Genomic DNA, 19,076 nt, shown 5'->3' with positions numbered 1-19,076 from the left:
GTGCTGTTGCGCGTTGTAGGTATTAGTTAAGCCTTTAGCTAATAGACGGGATACTTAAGCCGTAAAGTCGGCATACATATGGGACCCAACATTGAACACACTTATTCTACGCATCCGCTTTGCTCTTCCTAACTGCAGTATTATCACTGAGCCTTGAGCCCAGTCGATCTTCCTGATCACAGATTTTTCTTTAGCTGTTAAATTTTTGTATGCCGTATTAGCTCATCGCTAAGCGGGTTTGTTGATCTGTATCTGCTGACCATCTGGTGATGTGCGGCGGCTACGCTATACCTAACTTTAGGGTAATTAAATGACCACTACGCTTGAGTTTGGCGAATCTAATATCGCTACTGCTTTCTCTGTACAAATTCCATATGTTGATGGCGTTTATGATTTGACGCCTGATCAAATACTATTGGACCAGGCTGAGCACGAGTCAGAAGTACGCTCTTATCCGCGCCGTTTGCCTATAGCCATTAAGCGTGCTTATGGTGCTTTGGTAGAAGATACCCGTGGCCAAATCTTTTTGGATTGCTTGGCTGGTGCCGGTACCTTGGCTTTGGGTTATAACCATCCCGAAATTAACCAAGCTTTAAAAGACCAATTAGATTCAGGTTTGCCCTACCAAACCCTAGATATCACCACGCAGGTTAAAAGTAACTTTATCCAGCAAGTTAAAAACTTTTTACCCCAAGAGTTTGCCGCTACCGCTGCTATACAATTTTGTGGGCCATCGGGTGCCGATGCGGTAGAGGCTGCGATTAAGCTAGCCAAACAAACCACTGGCCGCAACACCATGTTTGCCTTCCGCGGTGCTTACCACGGCATGACCAATGGCACCATGGGTATGATGGGTAACCTCAACACCAAAGCTAGACGCACCGGCCTAATGTCGGACGTGCATTTTATGCCTTTCCCTTACAGCTTACGCTGCCCCTTTGGTGCTGGCGGTGATGAAGGTGCCAGGCAGGGTATACGTTATATAGAGCGTCTGTTAAATGATGATGAAGCGGGCATTATGAAACCGGCTGCCATTATTGTTGAGCCAGTACAAGGCGAAGGCGGTGTTATACCCGCGCCCGATTTTTGGTTGCGCGAGTTGCGTAGAATTACCAGCGAGCACGGTATCTTATTAATTTTTGATGAGATCCAATGCGGCATAGGTAAATCCGGATCGCGTTTTGCTTTTGAAGATTCAGGCGTTATGCCCGATATTTTGTGCATGTCAAAAGCCATAGGTGGCGGCTTGCCCATGTCTATATTGGCCTTTAATAAAGCTATAGATACTTGGCGGCCTGGCGAGCATAGCGGTACCTTCCGCGGCAACCAATTGGCTATGGTTTCTGGTGCTAAGGCGCTAGAAATTATTGTGCGCGATAAGTTAGTCGAGCACGCCCGTGATGCCGGTCAGTATTTACGTGTAGGCTTAGAAAAAATTCAAAGCCGGGTCAACTGCGTGGCGGAAGTGCGTGGTAAAGGTTTAATGCTGGGTATGGAAATAGTTAAGCCCTCAGGTGAGATCAATAAATTTGGCGAACCTGTATCTGATCCAAAACTTACCTTAGGCATACAGCGCGCAGCACTAGAGCGGGGCCTGATTGTAGAAAAAGGCGGCCGTGACGGTTCGGTGATTCGTTTTCTATCGCCCCTAATTATTAGCTACGAGCAAATCGATTTTGCCTTGAAGGTAATGGAAGCCGCTATCTTGGCTGCCGGTGGCGGTTTACGCCCCGAACCTAGCGAGCAGCAAGCGTGGCGCAAACACTTTATACATACTGGCCCCGAAGGCAGCAATGAATTTGCCAAGGTGATGAATCACACCACCCAGGTTATGAAAAAAGTCTTTGAGCAAGTTGCCGGCCCTTACTCCGGTATGTCTCCCGCTTTATTAGAGCAGGCGATACAACAGGTAAATCTAAATCAAAGCAATGCTAGCTTGTCACAAGTCATCGATGACACCGCTGAATTAGTGGTGAAAAACTCTATCTTTGTGCAGCACCCTGATTGCATAGCGCATTTGCATACCTTGCCGTTAATGCCTGCCATTGCCGCGGAAGCTATCATTGCAGCCTTAAACCAGTCTATGGATTCCTGGGATCAATCCTCGTCGGCTACCTATGTAGAGCAAAAGGTGATTGACTGGGCTTGTGAAACCTATGAGTTAGGCGCAGACGCGGATGGTGTTTTTACCAGCGGCGGCACCCAGAGTAATTTAATGGGCATTATGCTGGCGCGTGATTGGATGGCCGATAAAACCAGCCAGCACAGCATTCAAAAATTAGGTTTGCCTGAGTACGCATCCAAGTTACGCATTGTGTGTTCGAAAAAATCACACTTCACCGTGCAGAAATCAGCCTCGCTTTTAGGCTTGGGTGAAAGTGCGGTATGTGGCGTGGATACTAATCCCGACGGCAGCATGAAAACAGAATTGCTAGCCAGCACCGTTGCCGAATTAAGAGCGCAGGGCTTATTGCCTTTTGCTTTGATAGGCACGGCGGGCACTACCGATCACGGTGCCATAGATGATTTGGCGGCGATGGCAGACTTTGCTCAACAAGAGTCGTTGTGGTTGCATGTAGATGGCGCCTATGGCGGTGCTTTAATTTTAAGTAGCCACAAACATCGTTTGGCGGGTATAGAGCGCGCTGACTCGGTGAGTGTAGATTTTCACAAGTTGTTTTATCAAACCATTAGCTGCGGCGCGCTGTTGCTAAAAGATAAGCACAACTTCAAATACCTGCTACATCACGCTGATTACTTAAATCGCGAGCACGACAACTTACCCAACTTGGTGGATAAGTCTACTGCAACCACTAAACGCTTTGATGCCTTAAAAGTATTTATGACCATGCAAAATGTTGGCCCACAAGCGTTGGGTGGGATGTACGATCACCTATTAGCGCAAACCTTAGAGGTGGCCGCGTTAATAAAAAGTCAGGATAACTTTGAGTTGTTAGCAGAGCCTTCTTTATCAACGGTACTGTTCCGTTGCGTGCATGGCGGTGGTGATGTCGATGAGCTTAACCGTAAGCTGAGGTTAGAGGCATTAGTGCAAGGTGTGGCGGTATTAGGTGAAACTCGTGTTGATGATAAGTCGGCGTTGAAACTCACTATACTCAACCCTTGCTTAACCATGGCTGACTTTGAGGCTTTGCTCATTAAGCTTAATACTCTGGTATTAAGCTTGGTGTAAGTGTCTTATTGCTAGTCAATATACAACGGCCATAGTTATATTAACTGTGGCCGTTGTTGTTTTTGTTGTTCTTACGTATGAAGCTCTGATTCTGATTCTGATTCTGATTCTGAATTCATGAGTGCATACTTGATGTAAGGCAGCCTTAGCATAAGCAATGGCATCATCCCTATCGATCCGCCAGGCCGGGTCATCAGTAAAAATAATCACGTGGCCCCGCGGTCAAATAACTCTGCAGGCCTATCATAGGTGGGTATGAAATTTCGTAAAGCCTTACCTCTGGTCTGTATGGCTATTAAGTAGCGTGTGCGGGCTAGCACTGTGTTGCTGGCTGTTTCCTTGTTGTTGTTATTGTTGTTGTCCAGAAAAAATAGTCCAGAAAAAAACAACCCAGAAAAAACATCGACGGACGTTTTGAGGGATTATTACCTGTTTTTATTTAGGTGAAGTAACCTCAGTTCAGCTGTGTGCAATCGTTTGTTGTGATTTTTATGCATGATGTCATGAGTATAAATAGCTTTATGTAGTTGCTAATGGGGTTTAGTCTTTATAATGAAGGTGTTATGACAATAACCCTAATTTACAAGTAAACCAGACTACCTGGAGATAGAGTATGAGTAACCCCATTAACTGCAGCGCAGCCGAATGGCAACAGCGTGTTAACTTGGCAGCGGCTTTTCAGTTATGTCACTTTTATGGTTTCAGTGACCTTATTTGGACGCACCTATCGGCGCGAGTTCCTGATGAAGAGGGGCTATTTTTATTGAATCCATCGGCCTATATGTTCGATGAGATCACGGCATCTAATTTAGTAAAAGTTGATATCGACGGCAATGCGGTAAATGGTGGGCATGTTAATCCAGCCGCCTTTACTATTCATAGTGCAGTTTACAGGGCGGATAATGCCCACAATTGTGCAATTCATTTACACGCTAGAGCAGGGTGTGCAGTAGCGACTTTAAAAGAAGGGTTGTTGCCGGTTAATCAGTTTTATTTTGATATAGGTAAAGTTGCTTATCATGATTACGAAGGCTTTGCTCTGGACCATAGTGAGCGAGAGCGGCTTGTTCGCGACCTTGGCGATTGCAAGGCGATGATTTTACGCAACCATGGCACTTTCTCTGTAGGCAATACCGTTGCCGATGCATTTACATCAATCTATTACTTAGAAAAAACCTGTGAAGTGCAAATCGATGCTATGGCTATGGGACGCGAGTTAGTGTTGCCCTCTCAAGAAATTTGCGAAAAAGCTGAAAGCCAAATTAGTAGGTTTGGTGACAGCGAGAAAACAACGTGGCCGGCACTGTTAAGATTGCTAGAACGCAATGGTATTGGTAAGCATTTAGAGTGATTAAACTTCTTACAATCTCAAAAATAAAGTCCGCGCAGGTTGCCAAATATGAACTTGTTTAAAGTGGTGATGTGGGCGGCGGATTAAAGGCAGTGCTGTTCCGTTGTGTGCATGGTGACGGCGATATTAATGAACTCAACCACAAGCTCTAAGATGCCTTAGTGCAAGGTGTGGCGGTATTAGGTGAAGCTCGTGATGATAAGTCGGCGCTAAAACTAACCATACTCAACCCTTGCTTAACTATGGCTGACTTTGAGGCTTTATTTAATTATGGCCAGTGCTTATTGTTGGCGAGCCAGTTGTTTTAGTTTATAGGCTGCCGGTGTTAGCAGTATAAAGCTAGCTATGCAGCCTATAGCCCCTATCGCGCAAACTACGGCATAACCATTACCATTGAGTAACCATGCCGCAATGGCTGGGCGAGCTTATTTAGGGATGGCCTTAGACCAGCGCCCTAACTCTAAAACCACTTCAAAACTGGCCCATTGGGCAAACTCTTCGGCGGTGCAGATGCCCGAATTATGGACATCGGCTCCCGCAAGATTTTTATAAAGTAAACGGGCGTTTTTGTCATTGCTGTTGCTGGGCATTTCTAGCACCTGCCTTATGCACCATTCATTGCCTATGCCAGCATTGCTGTAGCAGCCCAACACGCCTATATCTATAGGCTTGCTGCGGCTGAGCCGCGAATGAGCCCAGGCTTTTTCAAATAACAGCGCCAGCTCTTCTGAACTGACGTCTATATACGTGTCCATAGCATGCATGGCGGCCGATAAATCTTCATGGTTTAAATGCAGGGGTTGGCTAGTGGTGCTAGCTTTGGCTGGGGTGGCCATTAGGGCGTGAGGGTAGCGCCGCCAATAAAAACAATTATTAAAGATAAGGGCGATGGCCATAATCGCCAGCACATTTAAGGCGATAGGGTTGAGTAAATAGCCGTAACCCAGATCCGCGATTTCTGGCCCGCCTATTACTGCGGTGAGTGCGGTGGCACCACCGGGTGGATGTATGCAGCGTAAATAACTCATCGCACCTACGGCCAAGCCTACCGCCAAGGCCGGTGCAATGGCGTATTGCCCTAAATATTTTTGGCAGCTAATGCCGATTAGGGCTGATACCGCATGCCCCATCACCACCGCCCAGGGTTGCGATAAGGTACCGTGGGGTACCGCAAACAAGAGCACAGCTGTAGCGCCCATAGAGGCTACGATTAAGGTAGCGGCCCAGCCCGAAAAGAATAGGCTCGAGAGGCCATAAATAGCAGCGATACCTAGCAGTGCGCCTAAGGCGGAGATAAATTTTTCTTTATGGCTGGTAGTGCTATGTTCCAAGCCTATAAATTGGGTGAGTGTTTTAAACACGGGCTTACCTTAATGCATCAAGTCTAACCACAGGGGTAGTGGTTTTTGGCTGGTGGCTAAGTGAAAACGAATGAGGCGGCATGGTAAAGGGCACGGAGGCGCTGTGCAAATGTTATTCATGAGCCCGCATGCGTTGCCAAATATAAGGGTGTTTAAAGTGGTGATGTAGGTGGTGGATTAAACAGCAGGAAAGTCGTTTAACACAGCCGCTAGGCTGCCTATGCCGCTTCAATGGGGATGTTGTTCGTCAAGGTTATAGGGGGAGGTTAAAAGATAGGTGGCAAGGTGCAGGCTTTTGATGATAGATCAATGCAAATTTTGATTAGTCCGAGGTGGGCAGAATAAATATGCAGTTAACCATAACTAGAGTAGTGTCTAGTTATGGTTTTCAAAGTTGCTTACTTCTTATCAACTCTAGCATATGGTCCTGGTGGTAATGCGCTATGGCCTGTTATAAATGCTCGATTGTTGGCTTGAATCATTAGCGGTATATAATTCGGGTCCGCACGAGTTATAGCTGCCGATATGGCGGATGCAATTAGGTTTGCTAAAGGATCACCTCCCGAATTGTTGTTTTGCGGTGAGTAGGCCGTGGTAACGCTTTCAGACCAAATTTTATTCCCTTGACTATCCTCAAGAAGGTAGTCTACTGAGACTGTAACCGTTGTGCTGAGAATTGCGTAGTTAGCTTCCCATTTTTGAATTTCAACATAAAGAACGGCGTCAGCACCAAACATATTTACGAGAGTTGGAGTGCCTAGTTGTTTTATTGCCTCACCTTCATATAGCCCTTCTTGTTCTAGCGTAGTTTTAACTGTATTAACCGGAAATACATAATAGCCTTTCTCCCCTAAAGGAATGGAAAGTGTGCTCAATGCATACAAAGGAGCATCTACATCGATAGTTTTATTGAGTACAGGGACTATCAATATAGAGCTAGGGCTTGCGGTTTGGAATGCAGACCAATCATAAGGCGTTGGTTTTTGTGTTGCACACCCGCTAATAGCTGCCGCAAGTAATATGATAAGTGAAGTAATTAACTTTTTCATATTATGAGTTTTCCTTATTATTATTTTGCATTTGGCTTGAGAGTGCATTTATAAGAGCATTCATATAGTGGGTGCTATCTGGCCAAGAGTTTTTTTCTTTAGTGTAGTAGTTAATGGCTCCCGGATAATCACCTCGTTCATATAGAAATGTCCCATATTCTGCATAGAGGCCAGGAGGAGGAGAGGCTCCATTTTTCTCTGCGGTTTTAAATATTTTCACTAATTCTGCTAATAATTCATTCTTTTCTTCGTCGGTAGGACTTTTGTAATATGTATAGAGCTCATTAGAATAGTTCCCCCATCTTCCCTGGTTGTTTGCACAGCCAAATAAAAGTAGCGTAATGCTGATTATTATTAGTTTTTTATAGCTGCTAGTAATCATTTTATCCTCCTTGGTTTAGATTTATATTTATAGTCCTGGTCGAGCCTTGGCCAACATAGATTTTATCTTCCAAGATTATTCTGCCTTTGTACTCGAGCTTAATAATATGAGTGCCACTAATAATTTTTAGACCTTGTTTGCCATTTTGAAAGTCAATCGCGTCTCCCATTGCTAAGTTATCGATTAGAATTGTAACTGGACTGGATGGTTTTCCTGATTCAAAGTTAAAAACTAGAACGGGTCTGTCATCAATGATAGCGGATGTGTGTGTGGCTGTTGTTCCGGAGCAGCCATAAGTCAAGGCTAGTAAAATAGAGGTAAAGACTATAGTGAATAACTTAATCATTGTTGATGCTCTCCATTACTTTTAAGTCATTAATGTTTTTGTTGCCTATAGATCCCGAAACGATTTTCGTAATAGAACCTTGGCTGGATTCAGAATCACCAAAAGAGGACAGAACTCTAATCTTGGCTATTTTTTCTCCAGGAAGAGTAATGAAAAAACCTGTTTGAGGTGACTTGATTTTTTTCCCTTTTGTTACGAGGTCAAAAATCATGTCTTTTTTGATGCCTTGAAGTTCACCGCCGCTTATATAGATGTTGCCGTTATTATTACTTAATATGTAGGTGCTCCAAGGTCTGTTGTTCAAATTGCGTATAATATCATCCACAACATCAGATATGGCATTAGAGATGGCTTTGTCATTTAATGCGCCGTCATAAGAGGCCGTGGAACCAGAAAAAGCACTTTCCCCTGATTCCGTTGATGCTTCTCCAGCGCCAGTGGCGCTAAAGTAAGCTAAGCCATTACTTGTATCAACCAGCCGCATTGCAACTTTTGCTGTTGCGGTTTGTTTCTTGGACTTAGACCAAAAACCTGTGGAGCCTGTGGTTGTTCTACCAAATTCTGTCAGAGAGCCCATGATTAAGCTGTCAACGCCCACAATATTTAGCTCTGAGCCAGAAAGTTCTGATTCAGATTTGAGGCGTGAGATGTCAGGGCGCTCAATAATTAAGAATTGGCCGCTTTCTATCAGCCGCTGGCTTAGCATGTCAGAGACTTGCTTGCCTAGTGGGTCGTTATGAGAGTCTCTTAGCATGCTTTTCCCATGCATGGTCTCATTAGTTATTCTGCCTAAAGCTACCTTTCTTTTGAGCGTTAGCTTTTTAATAGTGGAAGATTGTATTGCTTGTTGTTGAGCGGCTTTTTGCTCTTCTATACTGACTGGAGCTGCTGTTTTAATGGGTGGTTTAGGTTGAATTGCGCAAGCTTGAAGAAGAATGCATGCGGTAATTATCAAGCTGACGTTACTGCTGGGAAGCAATGCTTTCATATCCGTTCCTTTGTTGGGTATGTTTGAGTGCGGTTAAGATTGTTATTACTTTCACTAATCCATGAAAAGTTTAATTTATTATTCGTATTTTAATGGTCGTAGGTTGCCTGATGGTACTTGTGCTGGTCAAGGGTGAGTGTTGTTATAAATAATATTTATGTGCTTTTTTGTTAGATGGGTGGATGGGTAGGCTTGTGTTCGGGGGATTAATGGCCAATTAATGTGTGATATGTGACAAATATATCAAGGTGTCCTTGATGATAATTAAAATAGCATGCTTAGGTCTTTAGATGGGTCGGCTAGGTTAGCTTATGAATCACCATGCCTTATGAGGGTATTAGCTAGTCTTTCTAAAGGCGTGGTTCTCTGATTGCGTCACCCTATTATGTTGATTAATGAGTATATTGATGTGTGATTGGGTCGAGTAAAAGGGTTGGTTCTCTGGGCTGGGGTGGCGAATTAAACAGCAGGAAAGTCGTTTAACACAGCCGCTAGGCTGCCCGTAGGGTGAATGCCGAGGATGGCATTCATGCATTGAACCACTGTGGTTTGCTCCCTAATATCTAAAAAAAGAAAGCCCGTACTCGTTGCTAAATATGAGTTTGTTTCAAGTGATGATGTGGGTGGCGGATTAAACGGCAGGAAAGCCGTTTAACACAGCCGCTAGGCTGCCCGTAGGGTGAATGCCAAGGATGGCATTCATGCATCGAACCACGTGGTTCGATTCCTACGATCTAAAAAAAGAAAACCCACATTCGTTGCCAAATGTGGGTCTACTTATAAATAATGGTGCCCGGTGGCGGAATCGAACCACCGACACGGGGATTTTCAATCCCCTGCTCTACCGACTGAGCTAACCGGGCCTGCTGTACAACCAGTGATCAAGTCAGCTGGGCTACAGGAGGCGCGTATTAAACAGGCTCTTTGGCTATGAGTCAAGTCCTTGTGATTATTTGTTTTCGGGCACGTAACCCTCGGCTAGTTCGTAGTCTTGGCCGCTGAGAAACTTGTCCATTTGCTCCTGTAAAAATGTGCGGTCTTTGGCGTCCATCATGCTGAGGTGGCGCTCGTTAATTAGCATGGTTTGGTGCTTTTGCCATTCCTGCCAAGCTTTTTGTGAAACCTGCTCGAAAATGTCTTGGCCTTTGGGGCCGGGGTATGGCGGGGCGTTGAGGCCGGGTAATTGTTGCTGATATTTTTTGCAAAAGACGGTGCGTGCCATGAAGGGCTCCAAAAGATTAGTTTAGCTTGGCGAGTAATTTTTTAATGGGCGCGGCTAGCCCGATATTGGCCGGTTGCGCCCTGTTATACCAGAGCTGCTGGCGTTCGGCTACTTGCTGGCCGGGATCGCGCACCTTGATATGCACGGGGGTGATGTCTAGGTGGTAGTGGCTAAAGCTGTGGCGGTAGCTGGGCCACTGTTGTTGAGTTCCCAAGCTGTGTAGTTGCTGCTGCTCTAGATGCTGGTCTATGTCTAGAGGGCTTTCCAACTGCGGGAATATCCACAGCCCGCCCCAAATACCGCTGCTGGGCCGCTTTTCTAGTAATAGTTCGCCTTGTTCGTTTTCCAGTATGAGTAAACAGGTGGCTTTTACCGGCAAGTTTTTTTTCGGCTTTTTACCGGGGTAGTCGGTTTGGCTGTCGTTGGCATAGGCCTGACAGTGTTGTTGCAAGGGGCAGCGCTGGCACTGAGGTTTGCTGCGGCTGCAGAGGGTGGCCCCTAAATCCATCATCGCTTGGGTGTAGTCGGCTATGCGCTTATTGGGTTTCAGCTGCTCGGCCTGTGCCCACAGAGCTTTTAATACATCACCTTTACCGGGCCAGCCGGCTATGGCATAGCAGCGGGCCAGCACGCGTTTGACGTTGCCATCTAAAATGGCGGCCACTTGCTGAAAGGCTATGGCGCTAATGGCGCCGGCGGTGGAGCGGCCTATGCCGGGCAGCTCGCAAAGGGCCTCGACCTCGCTGGGAAACTTCCCCGCTAAGTCGTGGCAGACGACTTGTGCGGTTTTGTGCAGGTTGCGGGCGCGACTGTAGTAACCCAGCCCTGTCCATAAGTGCAGCACCTCGTCTTCGCTAGCTTTAGCTAGGTCTTGCACGGTGGGCAGCTGCGCCATAAAGCGTTCAAAATAGGGGATAACCGTTGCTACTTGGGTTTGCTGTAGCATGATTTCCGACACCCAAACTCGGTAGGGGGTGATGTTATGTTGCCAGGGTAGGTCTTTGCGGCCGTGTTGATCAAACCATTTGAGTACGGCGGCACTGAAGTTAAACGCTTTGGACATAAGGTATTTAGGATATAGTCAGGTACAGGTGAAAAGAGATGGTGTAATCATGCTGGGGTTTTTTTATAATAACCAGCTTTACAGCTAAATACTTGGATGCTGATGTTTTATCACTCCGAGGCTACAGTCGATTGGAGACTATTATGGCGGACCGCAAGGCCACTGTTTCACGGGATACCCTAGAAACCCAAATTACGGTATCGGTTAATCTCGATGGCAAAGGCGAAGGCAAGTTTGAAACAGGCGTGCCTTTTCTAGATCATATGATGGATCAAATTGCCCGCCACGGTATGATAGATATAGATGTTTGCGCTAAAGGCGATTTACATATAGATGATCACCACACCGTTGAAGACATAGGTATTACCCTAGGTCAGGCTTTTGCAAAGGCTATGGGTGATAAAAAAGGCATGACCCGTTACGGCCATGCCTATGTGCCTTTAGACGAGGCATTGTCGCGCGTGGTTATCGATTTCTCTGGTCGCCCCAGCATGGAGTATCACGTGCCTTATACGCGCGGCAGTGTAGGAGGCTTTGATGTAGATTTATTTGCCGAGTTTTTTCACGGTTTTGTCAATCACGCGCAAGTCACCTTGCACATAGATAACCTGCGTGGCAAAAACACTCACCACCAGGCCGAAACTGTGTTTAAAGCTTTTGGCCGCGCCCTGCGTATGGCTTTAACGCCTGATGCACGTATGGCTGGCATTATGCCTTCTACCAAAGGCACGTTGTAGAAAGGCACGTTGTAGAAAGTTACGCTGTAGAAAGGCGTCTTGTAGTAGGGGGTGTTGTAGCAGGGTATGTTGTAAGCTCTAGTAACGTCAGGCCTTAATAGCTTGGCGTTATTCTTTTACCTCTTTTATTTTTATTTAGGTTGGCTAATTCATGGCAAAATCTACTATTGCAGTCATAGACTATGGCATGGGTAACTTGCACTCGGTGGCCAGTGCGCTTGAGCATGTGGGCGATAATGTTGAAGTGTTGGTGAGTGGCGACCCCGAAACAATTCTAGCGGCTGACCGCGTATTATTTCCCGGTGTGGGCGCGATACGCGATTGTATGGCGGAAATTTTACGGCTGGGTATAGATCAGGTGGTAGCCGAGGCGATGAAGACTAAGCCTTTGCTCGCTATCTGTGTGGGCATGCAGGCCTTGATGCAGCGCAGCGAAGAAAATGGTGGCGTAGACTGTTTAGGTTTTTACCCCGGCGAGGTCAAATTTTTTGGCGAGCATTTGCAAGGCGCCCGCGGTGAAAAATTAAAAGTGCCGCACATGGGCTGGAATAATGTACATCAGCAAAAACCGCATCCGCTGTGGGCTAAAATTCCGCAAGACGAACGCTTTTATTTTGTGCACAGCTTTTATGTGCAGGCGCAAGATGCGAGCTTAGTGGCAGGTAGCACCGATTACGGTGTAAGCATAAATGCCGCTATCAGCCGCGACAATGTGTTTGCCGCGCAGTTTCACCCTGAAAAAAGCAGCACCGCAGGCTTGCAGTTGCTGCAAAACTTTTTAGCCTGGGATGGCCAGAGTTAATTTTTTATAGGCGCGTATGGCGCAGTTGAGTAACGACTATGGCTTTAGCAAAACGCATAATCCCCTGTTTAGATGTAGAGAACGGCCGTGTGGTTAAGGGCGTTAACTTTGTTGATATACGCGATGCCGGCGATCCGGTAGAAGTGGCCAAACGTTACAACGAGCAGGGCGCTGATGAAATCACCTTTTTAGATATCACCGCCACTCACGAAGGCCGCGCCACTACCATACACACGGTAGAAAAAATTGCCGAGCAGGTTTTTATTCCGTTAACCGTAGGTGGCGGCATACGCACGGTGGAAGATATACGCGCCATGTTAAATGCCGGTGCCGATAAAGTGGGGATTAACTCGGCGGCTATTTATAACCCTGATTTTGTCAAACAAGCCTCCGATAGATTTGGTGCACAATGCATAGTGGTAGCCATAGATGCTAAAAGGGTTAGTGCTCAAGGCCAACCGCTGCGCTGGGAGATTTTTACCCACGGTGGCCGCAAAGCTACCGGTATAGATGCGGTAGAGTGGGCAAAAAAAATGACAGCCTACGGTGCCGGTGAGATTTTATTAACCAGCATGGATGGCGACGGCACTAAGCAAGGTTTTGATTTGGCGTTAACCCGGGCGATTAGTGATGCGGTGTGCGTGCCTGTTATAGCCTCAGGTGGCGTCGGTAATTTGCAGCACTTGGTAGATGGTGTAAAAGAAGGCGGTGCTGATGCGGTATTGGCCGCGAGTATTTTTCACTTTGGTGAATACACCGTGCCTGAGGCTAAACGTTATATGGCTGAGCAAGGCGTGGAAGTGCGTTTGTAAGCTAAAGTGCAAAACGTAAAAAGCCCAGCATAGACTGGGCTTTTTTGTATAAAATTTTTGAGCGTTAGCTGGCGAGTGCGTTGTGCAGCTTGTCTAATGTCCTGGGCTCGGCCAAGGTCATAAACTCGATAAAATCATTAAGGCCGCGTCTGGCCTCATTTTTATCGTCAAAGGGACCTATAGAAGAGCCCTCTCTAGTGGAAAAATACCAAGCTCCCTGCGCTGCGAAAAAACGATCAGTTCTGACCGGGACTGGTGCGCCGTACACATCTTCGGATCTATGCATCATATCGCTCATGGCTAGATTCAATCTCAGCTCTTGTTAAGTTGCTAATAGTTTAGCGCGATTTCCATTTTATGGAACCGTTTTTTTGGCCGTTTATCCCTGTTTTTCTGTATTTGTCGAATTAAAAGTAGGTCGGGTGTTTTTTTTGGCGCAAGGCTGTGTTTTGGTGCTATTTAATTGTCGCCACGGCGGCGGTGTTAGGGGTGGGGCCTTCGTCGCGGCAAGGTTTATTGAGTAGATAATCTAGGCTGTTATGCGCTGGGCAGGGGGTGCTGGGCGGTGTTAAAAAGCGAGAGACCAGTTGCTGTTTGTAACCGCGTAGGGCTAGGCTGGGCAGCGCCTGTTTTAACACCGCAATTGTTTCTGGGTAGGGGTGGCCTATGGCTACGGCATAGCCTTGCTTGTTAGCTAGGCGTAATAGTTTTTCAAACTGCTTAGTAATGGCGGCGTGGCTGCGCTGGTTATCCAAAAAGACATCGCGTTTTAAATGAGGGATGTGATAGCGCTGGGCAGTTTGTTCGGCCACGGTTAACGGGCTGGTTCGGCTATCCAAAAAATATATCTGTTGGCGTTTAAGTTCGGCCATCAGCCAAGCCATAGGCTTGGGCATTTGCGTGAGCTGGCTGCCCATGTGGTTGTTGAGGCCGACCACATAGGGGATGTTGTTGAGGTTTTGTTGCAGGCGATAAATAAATTGTTGCTGGTTAAGTTGCGGGCCTAACTCGCCTGGCCCTGCAGGGGTGCCGTCTACGGTGCTCATGGGGGCGTGTAGTAATACTTCTTTGCCCTGCTGGTGGGCCAGCTCTGCCAGCCTTTGGCCATTGGGGCTGTGAGGCAACACGGCGTAGTTGATCGGGCCGGGCAGCTGTATAGCCTGCTGCCCTAATTCATAGCTGTGGCCTATATCGTCGATGACGATAATAATGCTGGGCAGCTCGGCGTGGCTGGCCAAGCTTAGCCAGCTCAATAGTAGTAGCGGTAACAGCTTTTTCATCACGGCCGGTTATAGCGCTGCGCTAGCAGGCTTAGTGTCAGCCTGGGCTTTGCCGGCACTAAGAATGTTTAAGCCTTTAAGTAAGTTGAGAGCTTCATACAATTGATTGTCGCGGTTGAATAGCGCGGTGTTAGTTTTTTTGCGACGCTCTTTGCTGTCACTCTCGCTGCCGTCCCCGCTTTTTAAATGACCTTTGAGGTCTGCCTCAGTAATGCCGCCACGGGTTTTAATGGTTTCAATTTTGGCGTGCTCAACTTCTATATCGGGGGCTATGCCCTGGGCCTGTATAGAGCGGCCGCTGGGGGTGTAGTAACGGGCGGTGGTGAGTTTGATGGCGCGGTCTTCGGAGATGGGCACTACGCTTTGCACCGAGCCTTTACCAAAGCTGTTGGTGCCCATGATGACGGCGCGGTGATGATCTTGCAGGGCGCCAGCCACTATTTCTGAAGCCGAGGCTGAGCCGCCATTAATCAGTACTACCACGGGGGCACCGTCTATGAGGTCGCTACCGGTGGCGGAGTGGCGAAAGTCGGCATGTTCTATGCGGCCCAAGGTGTAAACGATTAGGCCTTCTTTGACTAGCGCGTCTACCACTTCTACCGAGCTTTGCAGTACGCCGCCGGGGTTGTTGCGTAAATCTAGGATCAGGCCTTTAAGGGGCTCTTGGCTGCTGTGAATTTTTTTCAGTATGGCCGCAAATTCGGTGCCGGTATTGGCTTGAAACTGCGCTATGCGCACATAGTGGTAGCCGGGGTCCAGCTCTTTGCTTTTGACGCTGGCTACTTTAATGGTGTCGCGTTTAAGAGTGAGTTCAAAGGGTTGCGCAGCACCTTCGCGAACCACGGTAATAACAATTTTGCTGCCCTTGGGGCCGCGCATGAGTTTTACTGCTTCGTTGAGGTTTAGGCCTTTTACCGGTTGGTCGCCCAGCTTAATAATGAGGTCGCCGGATTCTATGCCGGCTTTATCGGCGGGGGTGTCGTCTATGGGAGAGATGACTTTAACAAAGCCGTTTTCCATACCTACTTCCATACCTAGGCCGCCAAACTCACCGGAGGTGTTGACTTGTAGGTCGTCGTAGGACTCTTCATTTAAATAGCTGGAGTGTGGGTCTAGGCCTTCTAGCATGCCTTGGATGGCGTATTCCAATAAGGTTTCGTCGTCTACTTCTTCGACATAGCTCAGGCGTATGTGGTTAAACACATCAGCAAAGGTGCGTAGTTCATCTAGCGGCAAAACGGCTTTTGGCTCGTCGTCGGCACTGGCTGCGTTGCTGTGGGCTGTGCTCTCGCTGTCTTGGGCGTGGCTGTTGAGTGAAAGTAGCGCTGCGCATAGCGCTAAGCTGGGCAGGGTGGCCCGTGAAAAAGGCGATAGCGTCATGGAAAGTCCTTATTGATTGGGCTGAGGCTAACCGTGTTTTAGCCCGGCGGGTTGATTGTAACCGGCTTCTCGCCCAGTGTCAGTTTAGCTGCGTTTACACCATAGCGCCGGGTTGCTGGGCTTGCCGCTGTGGCGAATCTCAAAGTACACGCCGTTTTGTTGTTGGCCGCCACTGTTGCCTATGGTAGCTATGGTTTCACCGGCACTAACCCAGTCGCCGGTTTCGCGCAGTAGGCTTTGGCTGTGGCCGTATAGGCTCATATAGTCATCGCCGTGATCAATAATTATTAGCAGGCCGTAGCCGCGCAGCCAATCGGAAAACACCACTCGGCCATGGTGTATGGCTTTAATGCTGCTGCCGGCCTGGGCGGGGATATTAATGCCCTGCCAGCGCAGCTCGCTGCCGCCGCGGGCGCTGCCAAAGCTATTGCTGGGCTTGCCTGCCAGTGGCCAAGGTAGTTTGCCCTTGAGCTGTGCAAAGGGGCGATAGTCGCTGGGTATGCTGATGTTGGCAATGGTTTGCTCTACCGCTTCGATTAAGCGCTCTAGTTCGCTTCTATCTTGATTGAGTTTAGTTAGGTGCTGGTGCTTGTTTTTAATGCTGCTGTTAATTTTGGCTAGGCTTTGTTCTCGATTGGTTTTGTTGCTGAGCAGGGCTTGGTGCTCTTGTTGCAGCTGCGCTTTAGCGCGCTGCAAATTATCGGTTTTTTGTTGTATGGCGGGCTCTAGTTTATTGATGTTGGTGATGGTGTCGGCATAGGCGGCCACTTGCTCAGCGCGGGCGCGATTAAAATAATCGTAATAGGCCAGCGCTCGGCTGAGCTTTTCTGGGTCTTCCTGATTGAGTAACACTTTTAGTTTTTTCTGCTGGCCGATTTGAAAGGCCGAGCGTATCTGCTGTTCGATTTGCTGCTGCTGCTGCCGCTTTTGGCCTTGTAGCGCCTGGCGTTGGCTTTGCAATTGTTGCAGTGCCTTTTGTTCGCTATCGAGTTGTTGTTGGGTTTTGCGGATTTGCGTTTGCAGCTGACCTATATTGACCTCAGATTGCCGCAGGGTGTTTTCCAGTTCAGAGCGCTGTGACTGAAAGCCCGAGAGTAATTTTTTTAATTGTGCCACTTCACTGTTGAGCTGTTGCAGTTGCGCTTTATTGGCGCGGCTGTCGTCGGCCTGTGCATAAGCGCTCAGGCATAGGCTTATGCTAAGGGTGAAGCGTAAAATCCAGCTTGCGGATTTGCTAAGCATACGGGCCATTAGGCAGCCTTATTATTATCGATGGGGTGTTGGGTTGTCTTGGCTTATGTTGGCTAGTCGAGATGGTTTGCATAACAGGCGTCGATAAACGACGCCTGTTATGGCTTGCTTAGTCATCAATGCTAAGCAGCGATACGCCAGTCATCTCCACCGGTTGCGCCAGCCCCATCAGGGCCAACATGGTGGGGGCGACATCTGCTAGGCGACCGTCTTGCTTGGCAACGCTGACTTTGCGTTTACCCACATACACAAAGGGCACGTGCTCGGTAGTGTGTTGGGTGTGCGCTTGGCCCGACACATGGTCGTGCATTTGCTCGCAATTGCCGTGGTCGGCGGTGATTAGGCAATCAAAGCCGTTAGCTAGGGCGGACTCAGTTACAGCCTTAACGCTGACGTCTATCGCTTCGGCGGCTTTAACCGCAGCGCTGAACACACCTGTATGGCCTACCATATCGCCGTTGGCGTAATTGCAGATGATAGCATCGTACTTGCCGCTGGCCATGGCGGCGCAGAGTTTTTCGGTTACCTCAGGCGCGCTCATTTCTGGCTGTAAGTCGTAGGTGGCAACATCGGGTGAAGGTATCAGTTCGCGATCCTCACCGTCATATAAGGCTTCGCGGCCACCGCTAAAGAAGAAGGTGACGTGAGCGTATTTTTCAGTTTCCGCTATGCGCAGTTGTTTTTTGCCCATCTTCGCCATCAGTTCGCCAAAGCTATTGCTGAGCTTTTCGGGGGGAAAGGCGCAATCGGCTTTAATGTCGGCGGCGTATTGGGTGGTCATGACAAAGTTGGCCAGGGCCGGGGTTTTGGCGCGTTCAAAGCCGGCAAAATCGCTATCGACAAAAGCGCGGGTAATTTCGCGGGCGCGGTCGGCTCTAAAGTTCATAAAGATCACGCTGTCGCCATCGTTGATGGCGGCGCTGTCTTCACCGTCGGCTTGGATGACGCTGGGGGCAACAAACTCATCGTTTTCATCGCGGGCGTAGGCCGCGGCCAAGGCATCGCTGGCGTTGTCAAAGCTATAGGCGGCTTTGGCTTGGGTTAGCAGTTCATAGGCGGGGCGTACGCGCTCCCAGCGGTTGTCTCTGTCCATTACATGGTAGCGGCCCACCACGCTGGCGATACGGCCGCAGCCTAGCTGGTCAAATTGCTGAGTCAGTGCCTGTAGTGAAGGTAGGGCGCTGCGTGGTGGTGTGTCACGGCCATCTAAAAAGGCGTGTACATAGACTTTTTCGGCACCGCGCTGGGCGGCCATAGTAACCATGGCGGCGATATGTTTTTCGTGGCTGTGTACACCGCCGGCAGAGAGTAGGCCAAAAATGTGTACAGCCTTACCGTTGGCTTGTGCTTGATCAATGGCCTTGCTGTAAACCGGGTTTTGAAAAAAGTCGCCATCGGTAATGGCCTTATCAATGCGGCTAATGCTTTGGTACACCACTCTACCGGCGCCCAAACTCATATGGCCCACTTCAGAGTTACCCATTTGCCCCTCGGGCAGGCCGACATCAGGGCCTGAGCCTGAAAGCAAGGTATTGGGGTATTGCTTAAGCAAGTTGTCCCAGTTGGGGGTGTTGGCGTGGAAGATGGCGTTGTCTTCAGGGTCCTCACGGTGACCCCAGCCATCAAGAATGACTAAAACTACAGGCTTTTTTGGGCTTTCAGTATTCATAACATCTCTATAGTGGCGATAAACAGTGGCGATAATTCGCAAACGTGGCGTTATGGCGAGCTAGGGCTTGAAGACTGACTTTTTGCCCTTATCTCTAAGGGGGCGAATTTTACCGGTATTGCTAGAGTTTGGCTAATGGCAGCGCAGTTAATTCGCCGCTAGTGATTTAGCCGTGAGAAAACTGCCTAGG

Annotated in this window: 18 protein-coding genes and 1 tRNA gene; 6 read left to right on the top strand and 13 right to left on the bottom strand. The window is 48.2% G+C overall.

Annotated elements, in window-relative coordinates:
- Positions 1 to 310: 310 nt before the first annotated feature.
- From B067_RS0100945 to B067_RS21995, 3 genes are all read left to right on the top strand, one after another.
- Complete coding sequence (locus B067_RS0100945; protein WP_019528168.1) at positions 311 to 3,193, top strand: pyridoxal phosphate-dependent class III aminotransferase; 2,883 nt, start codon at positions 311 to 313, stop codon at positions 3,191 to 3,193.
- A 613-nt stretch (positions 3,194 to 3,806) separates the two neighbouring features.
- Positions 3,807 to 4,544: a class II aldolase/adducin family protein gene (locus B067_RS0100940; RefSeq protein WP_019528167.1), complete on the top strand. Its 738-nt coding sequence runs from the start codon at positions 3,807 to 3,809 to the stop codon at positions 4,542 to 4,544.
- A gap of 170 nt (positions 4,545 to 4,714) precedes the next feature.
- Positions 4,715 to 4,852: a hypothetical protein gene (locus B067_RS21995; RefSeq protein WP_205619930.1), complete on the top strand. Its 138-nt coding sequence runs from the start codon at positions 4,715 to 4,717 to the stop codon at positions 4,850 to 4,852.
- A gap of 117 nt (positions 4,853 to 4,969) precedes the next feature.
- Here B067_RS21995 and B067_RS0100930 read toward each other — a convergent pair whose 3' ends face one another.
- The 8 genes from B067_RS0100930 to mutY all read right to left on the bottom strand — a co-directional run bounded on the left by B067_RS0100930 (position 4,970) and on the right by mutY (position 10,955).
- Positions 4,970 to 5,905, bottom strand: coding sequence for an HPP family protein (locus B067_RS0100930; protein ID WP_019528165.1), 936 nt, complete (start codon positions 5,903 to 5,905; stop codon positions 4,970 to 4,972).
- A gap of 398 nt (positions 5,906 to 6,303) precedes the next feature.
- Entirely contained in the window at positions 6,304 to 6,954 is a 651-nt protein-coding gene (locus B067_RS0100925) for a DUF799 domain-containing protein (protein WP_019528164.1), read from the bottom strand.
- A gap of 1 nt (position 6,955) precedes the next feature.
- On the bottom strand, positions 6,956 to 7,336 hold the full coding sequence (locus B067_RS19290) for a DUF4810 domain-containing protein (RefSeq protein WP_019528163.1): 381 nt from the start codon (positions 7,334 to 7,336) through the stop codon (positions 6,956 to 6,958).
- Between the two features lies 1 nt (position 7,337).
- The gene (locus B067_RS0100915; RefSeq protein WP_019528162.1) at positions 7,338 to 7,682 is read right to left on the bottom strand and encodes a hypothetical protein; all 345 of its coding nucleotides are present in this window, start codon (positions 7,680 to 7,682) and stop codon (positions 7,338 to 7,340) included.
- Positions 7,675 to 8,670, bottom strand: coding sequence for a CsgG/HfaB family protein (locus tag B067_RS0100910; protein WP_019528161.1), 996 nt, complete (start codon positions 8,668 to 8,670; stop codon positions 7,675 to 7,677). The genes B067_RS0100915 and B067_RS0100910 overlap by 8 nt, the downstream gene beginning before the upstream one ends.
- A gap of 787 nt (positions 8,671 to 9,457) precedes the next feature.
- A tRNA-Phe gene (locus tag B067_RS0100905) sits at positions 9,458 to 9,533 on the bottom strand.
- An 86-nt stretch (positions 9,534 to 9,619) separates the two neighbouring features.
- Positions 9,620 to 9,892 carry an oxidative damage protection protein gene (locus B067_RS0100900; protein ID WP_019528160.1) on the bottom strand — a complete coding sequence of 91 codons (273 nt, stop codon included), beginning with the start codon at positions 9,890 to 9,892 and terminating at the stop codon, positions 9,620 to 9,622.
- 16 nt (positions 9,893 to 9,908) lie between these two features.
- Complete coding sequence (gene mutY / locus B067_RS0100895; protein ID WP_019528159.1) at positions 9,909 to 10,955, bottom strand: A/G-specific adenine glycosylase; 1,047 nt, start codon at positions 10,953 to 10,955, stop codon at positions 9,909 to 9,911.
- 143 nt (positions 10,956 to 11,098) lie between these two features.
- On the opposite strand from mutY, the gene hisB reads away from it, so the two are divergent.
- The 3 genes from hisB (at position 11,099) to hisF (ending at position 13,306) form a co-directional block, all read left to right on the top strand.
- Positions 11,099 to 11,692 carry an imidazoleglycerol-phosphate dehydratase HisB gene (gene hisB, locus B067_RS0100890; RefSeq protein WP_019528158.1) on the top strand — a complete coding sequence of 198 codons (594 nt, stop codon included), beginning with the start codon at positions 11,099 to 11,101 and terminating at the stop codon, positions 11,690 to 11,692.
- A gap of 151 nt (positions 11,693 to 11,843) precedes the next feature.
- On the top strand, positions 11,844 to 12,494 hold the full coding sequence (gene hisH / locus B067_RS0100885; RefSeq protein ID WP_019528157.1) for an imidazole glycerol phosphate synthase subunit HisH: 651 nt from the start codon (positions 11,844 to 11,846) through the stop codon (positions 12,492 to 12,494).
- Between the two features lie 38 nt (positions 12,495 to 12,532).
- Entirely contained in the window at positions 12,533 to 13,306 is a 774-nt protein-coding gene (gene hisF / locus B067_RS0100880; protein WP_019528156.1) for an imidazole glycerol phosphate synthase subunit HisF, read from the top strand.
- Between the two features lie 64 nt (positions 13,307 to 13,370).
- Here hisF and B067_RS0100875 read toward each other — a convergent pair whose 3' ends face one another.
- The 5 genes from B067_RS0100875 to gpmI form a co-directional block, all read right to left on the bottom strand.
- On the bottom strand, positions 13,371 to 13,595 hold the full coding sequence (locus tag B067_RS0100875) for a DUF6316 family protein (RefSeq protein ID WP_240472816.1): 225 nt from the start codon (positions 13,593 to 13,595) through the stop codon (positions 13,371 to 13,373).
- Positions 13,596 to 13,761: 166 nt separating this feature from the next.
- Positions 13,762 to 14,586: a divergent polysaccharide deacetylase family protein gene (locus tag B067_RS19285; RefSeq protein WP_019528154.1), complete on the bottom strand. Its 825-nt coding sequence runs from the start codon at positions 14,584 to 14,586 to the stop codon at positions 13,762 to 13,764.
- Positions 14,587 to 14,595: 9 nt separating this feature from the next.
- A complete protein-coding gene (locus B067_RS0100865) occupies positions 14,596 to 15,966 on the bottom strand; it encodes a S41 family peptidase (RefSeq protein WP_019528153.1) in 1,371 nt (456 codons plus the stop codon).
- Positions 15,967 to 16,050: 84 nt separating this feature from the next.
- Entirely contained in the window at positions 16,051 to 17,208 is a 1,158-nt protein-coding gene (locus tag B067_RS0100860; RefSeq protein WP_240472815.1) for a murein hydrolase activator EnvC family protein, read from the bottom strand.
- Positions 17,209 to 17,326: 118 nt separating this feature from the next.
- Entirely contained in the window at positions 17,327 to 18,886 is a 1,560-nt protein-coding gene (gene gpmI, locus B067_RS0100855) for a 2,3-bisphosphoglycerate-independent phosphoglycerate mutase (protein WP_019528151.1), read from the bottom strand.
- Positions 18,887 to 19,076 lie beyond the last annotated feature (190 nt).

This window comes from Dasania marina DSM 21967 (assembly GCF_000373485.1).
In the GTDB taxonomy this organism is placed as follows: Bacteria; Pseudomonadota; Gammaproteobacteria; order Pseudomonadales; family Dasaniaceae; genus Dasania; species Dasania marina.
The sequence above is the reverse complement of the archived record's forward strand: the minus strand, read 5'-3'. Positions and strand labels throughout refer to the sequence as shown.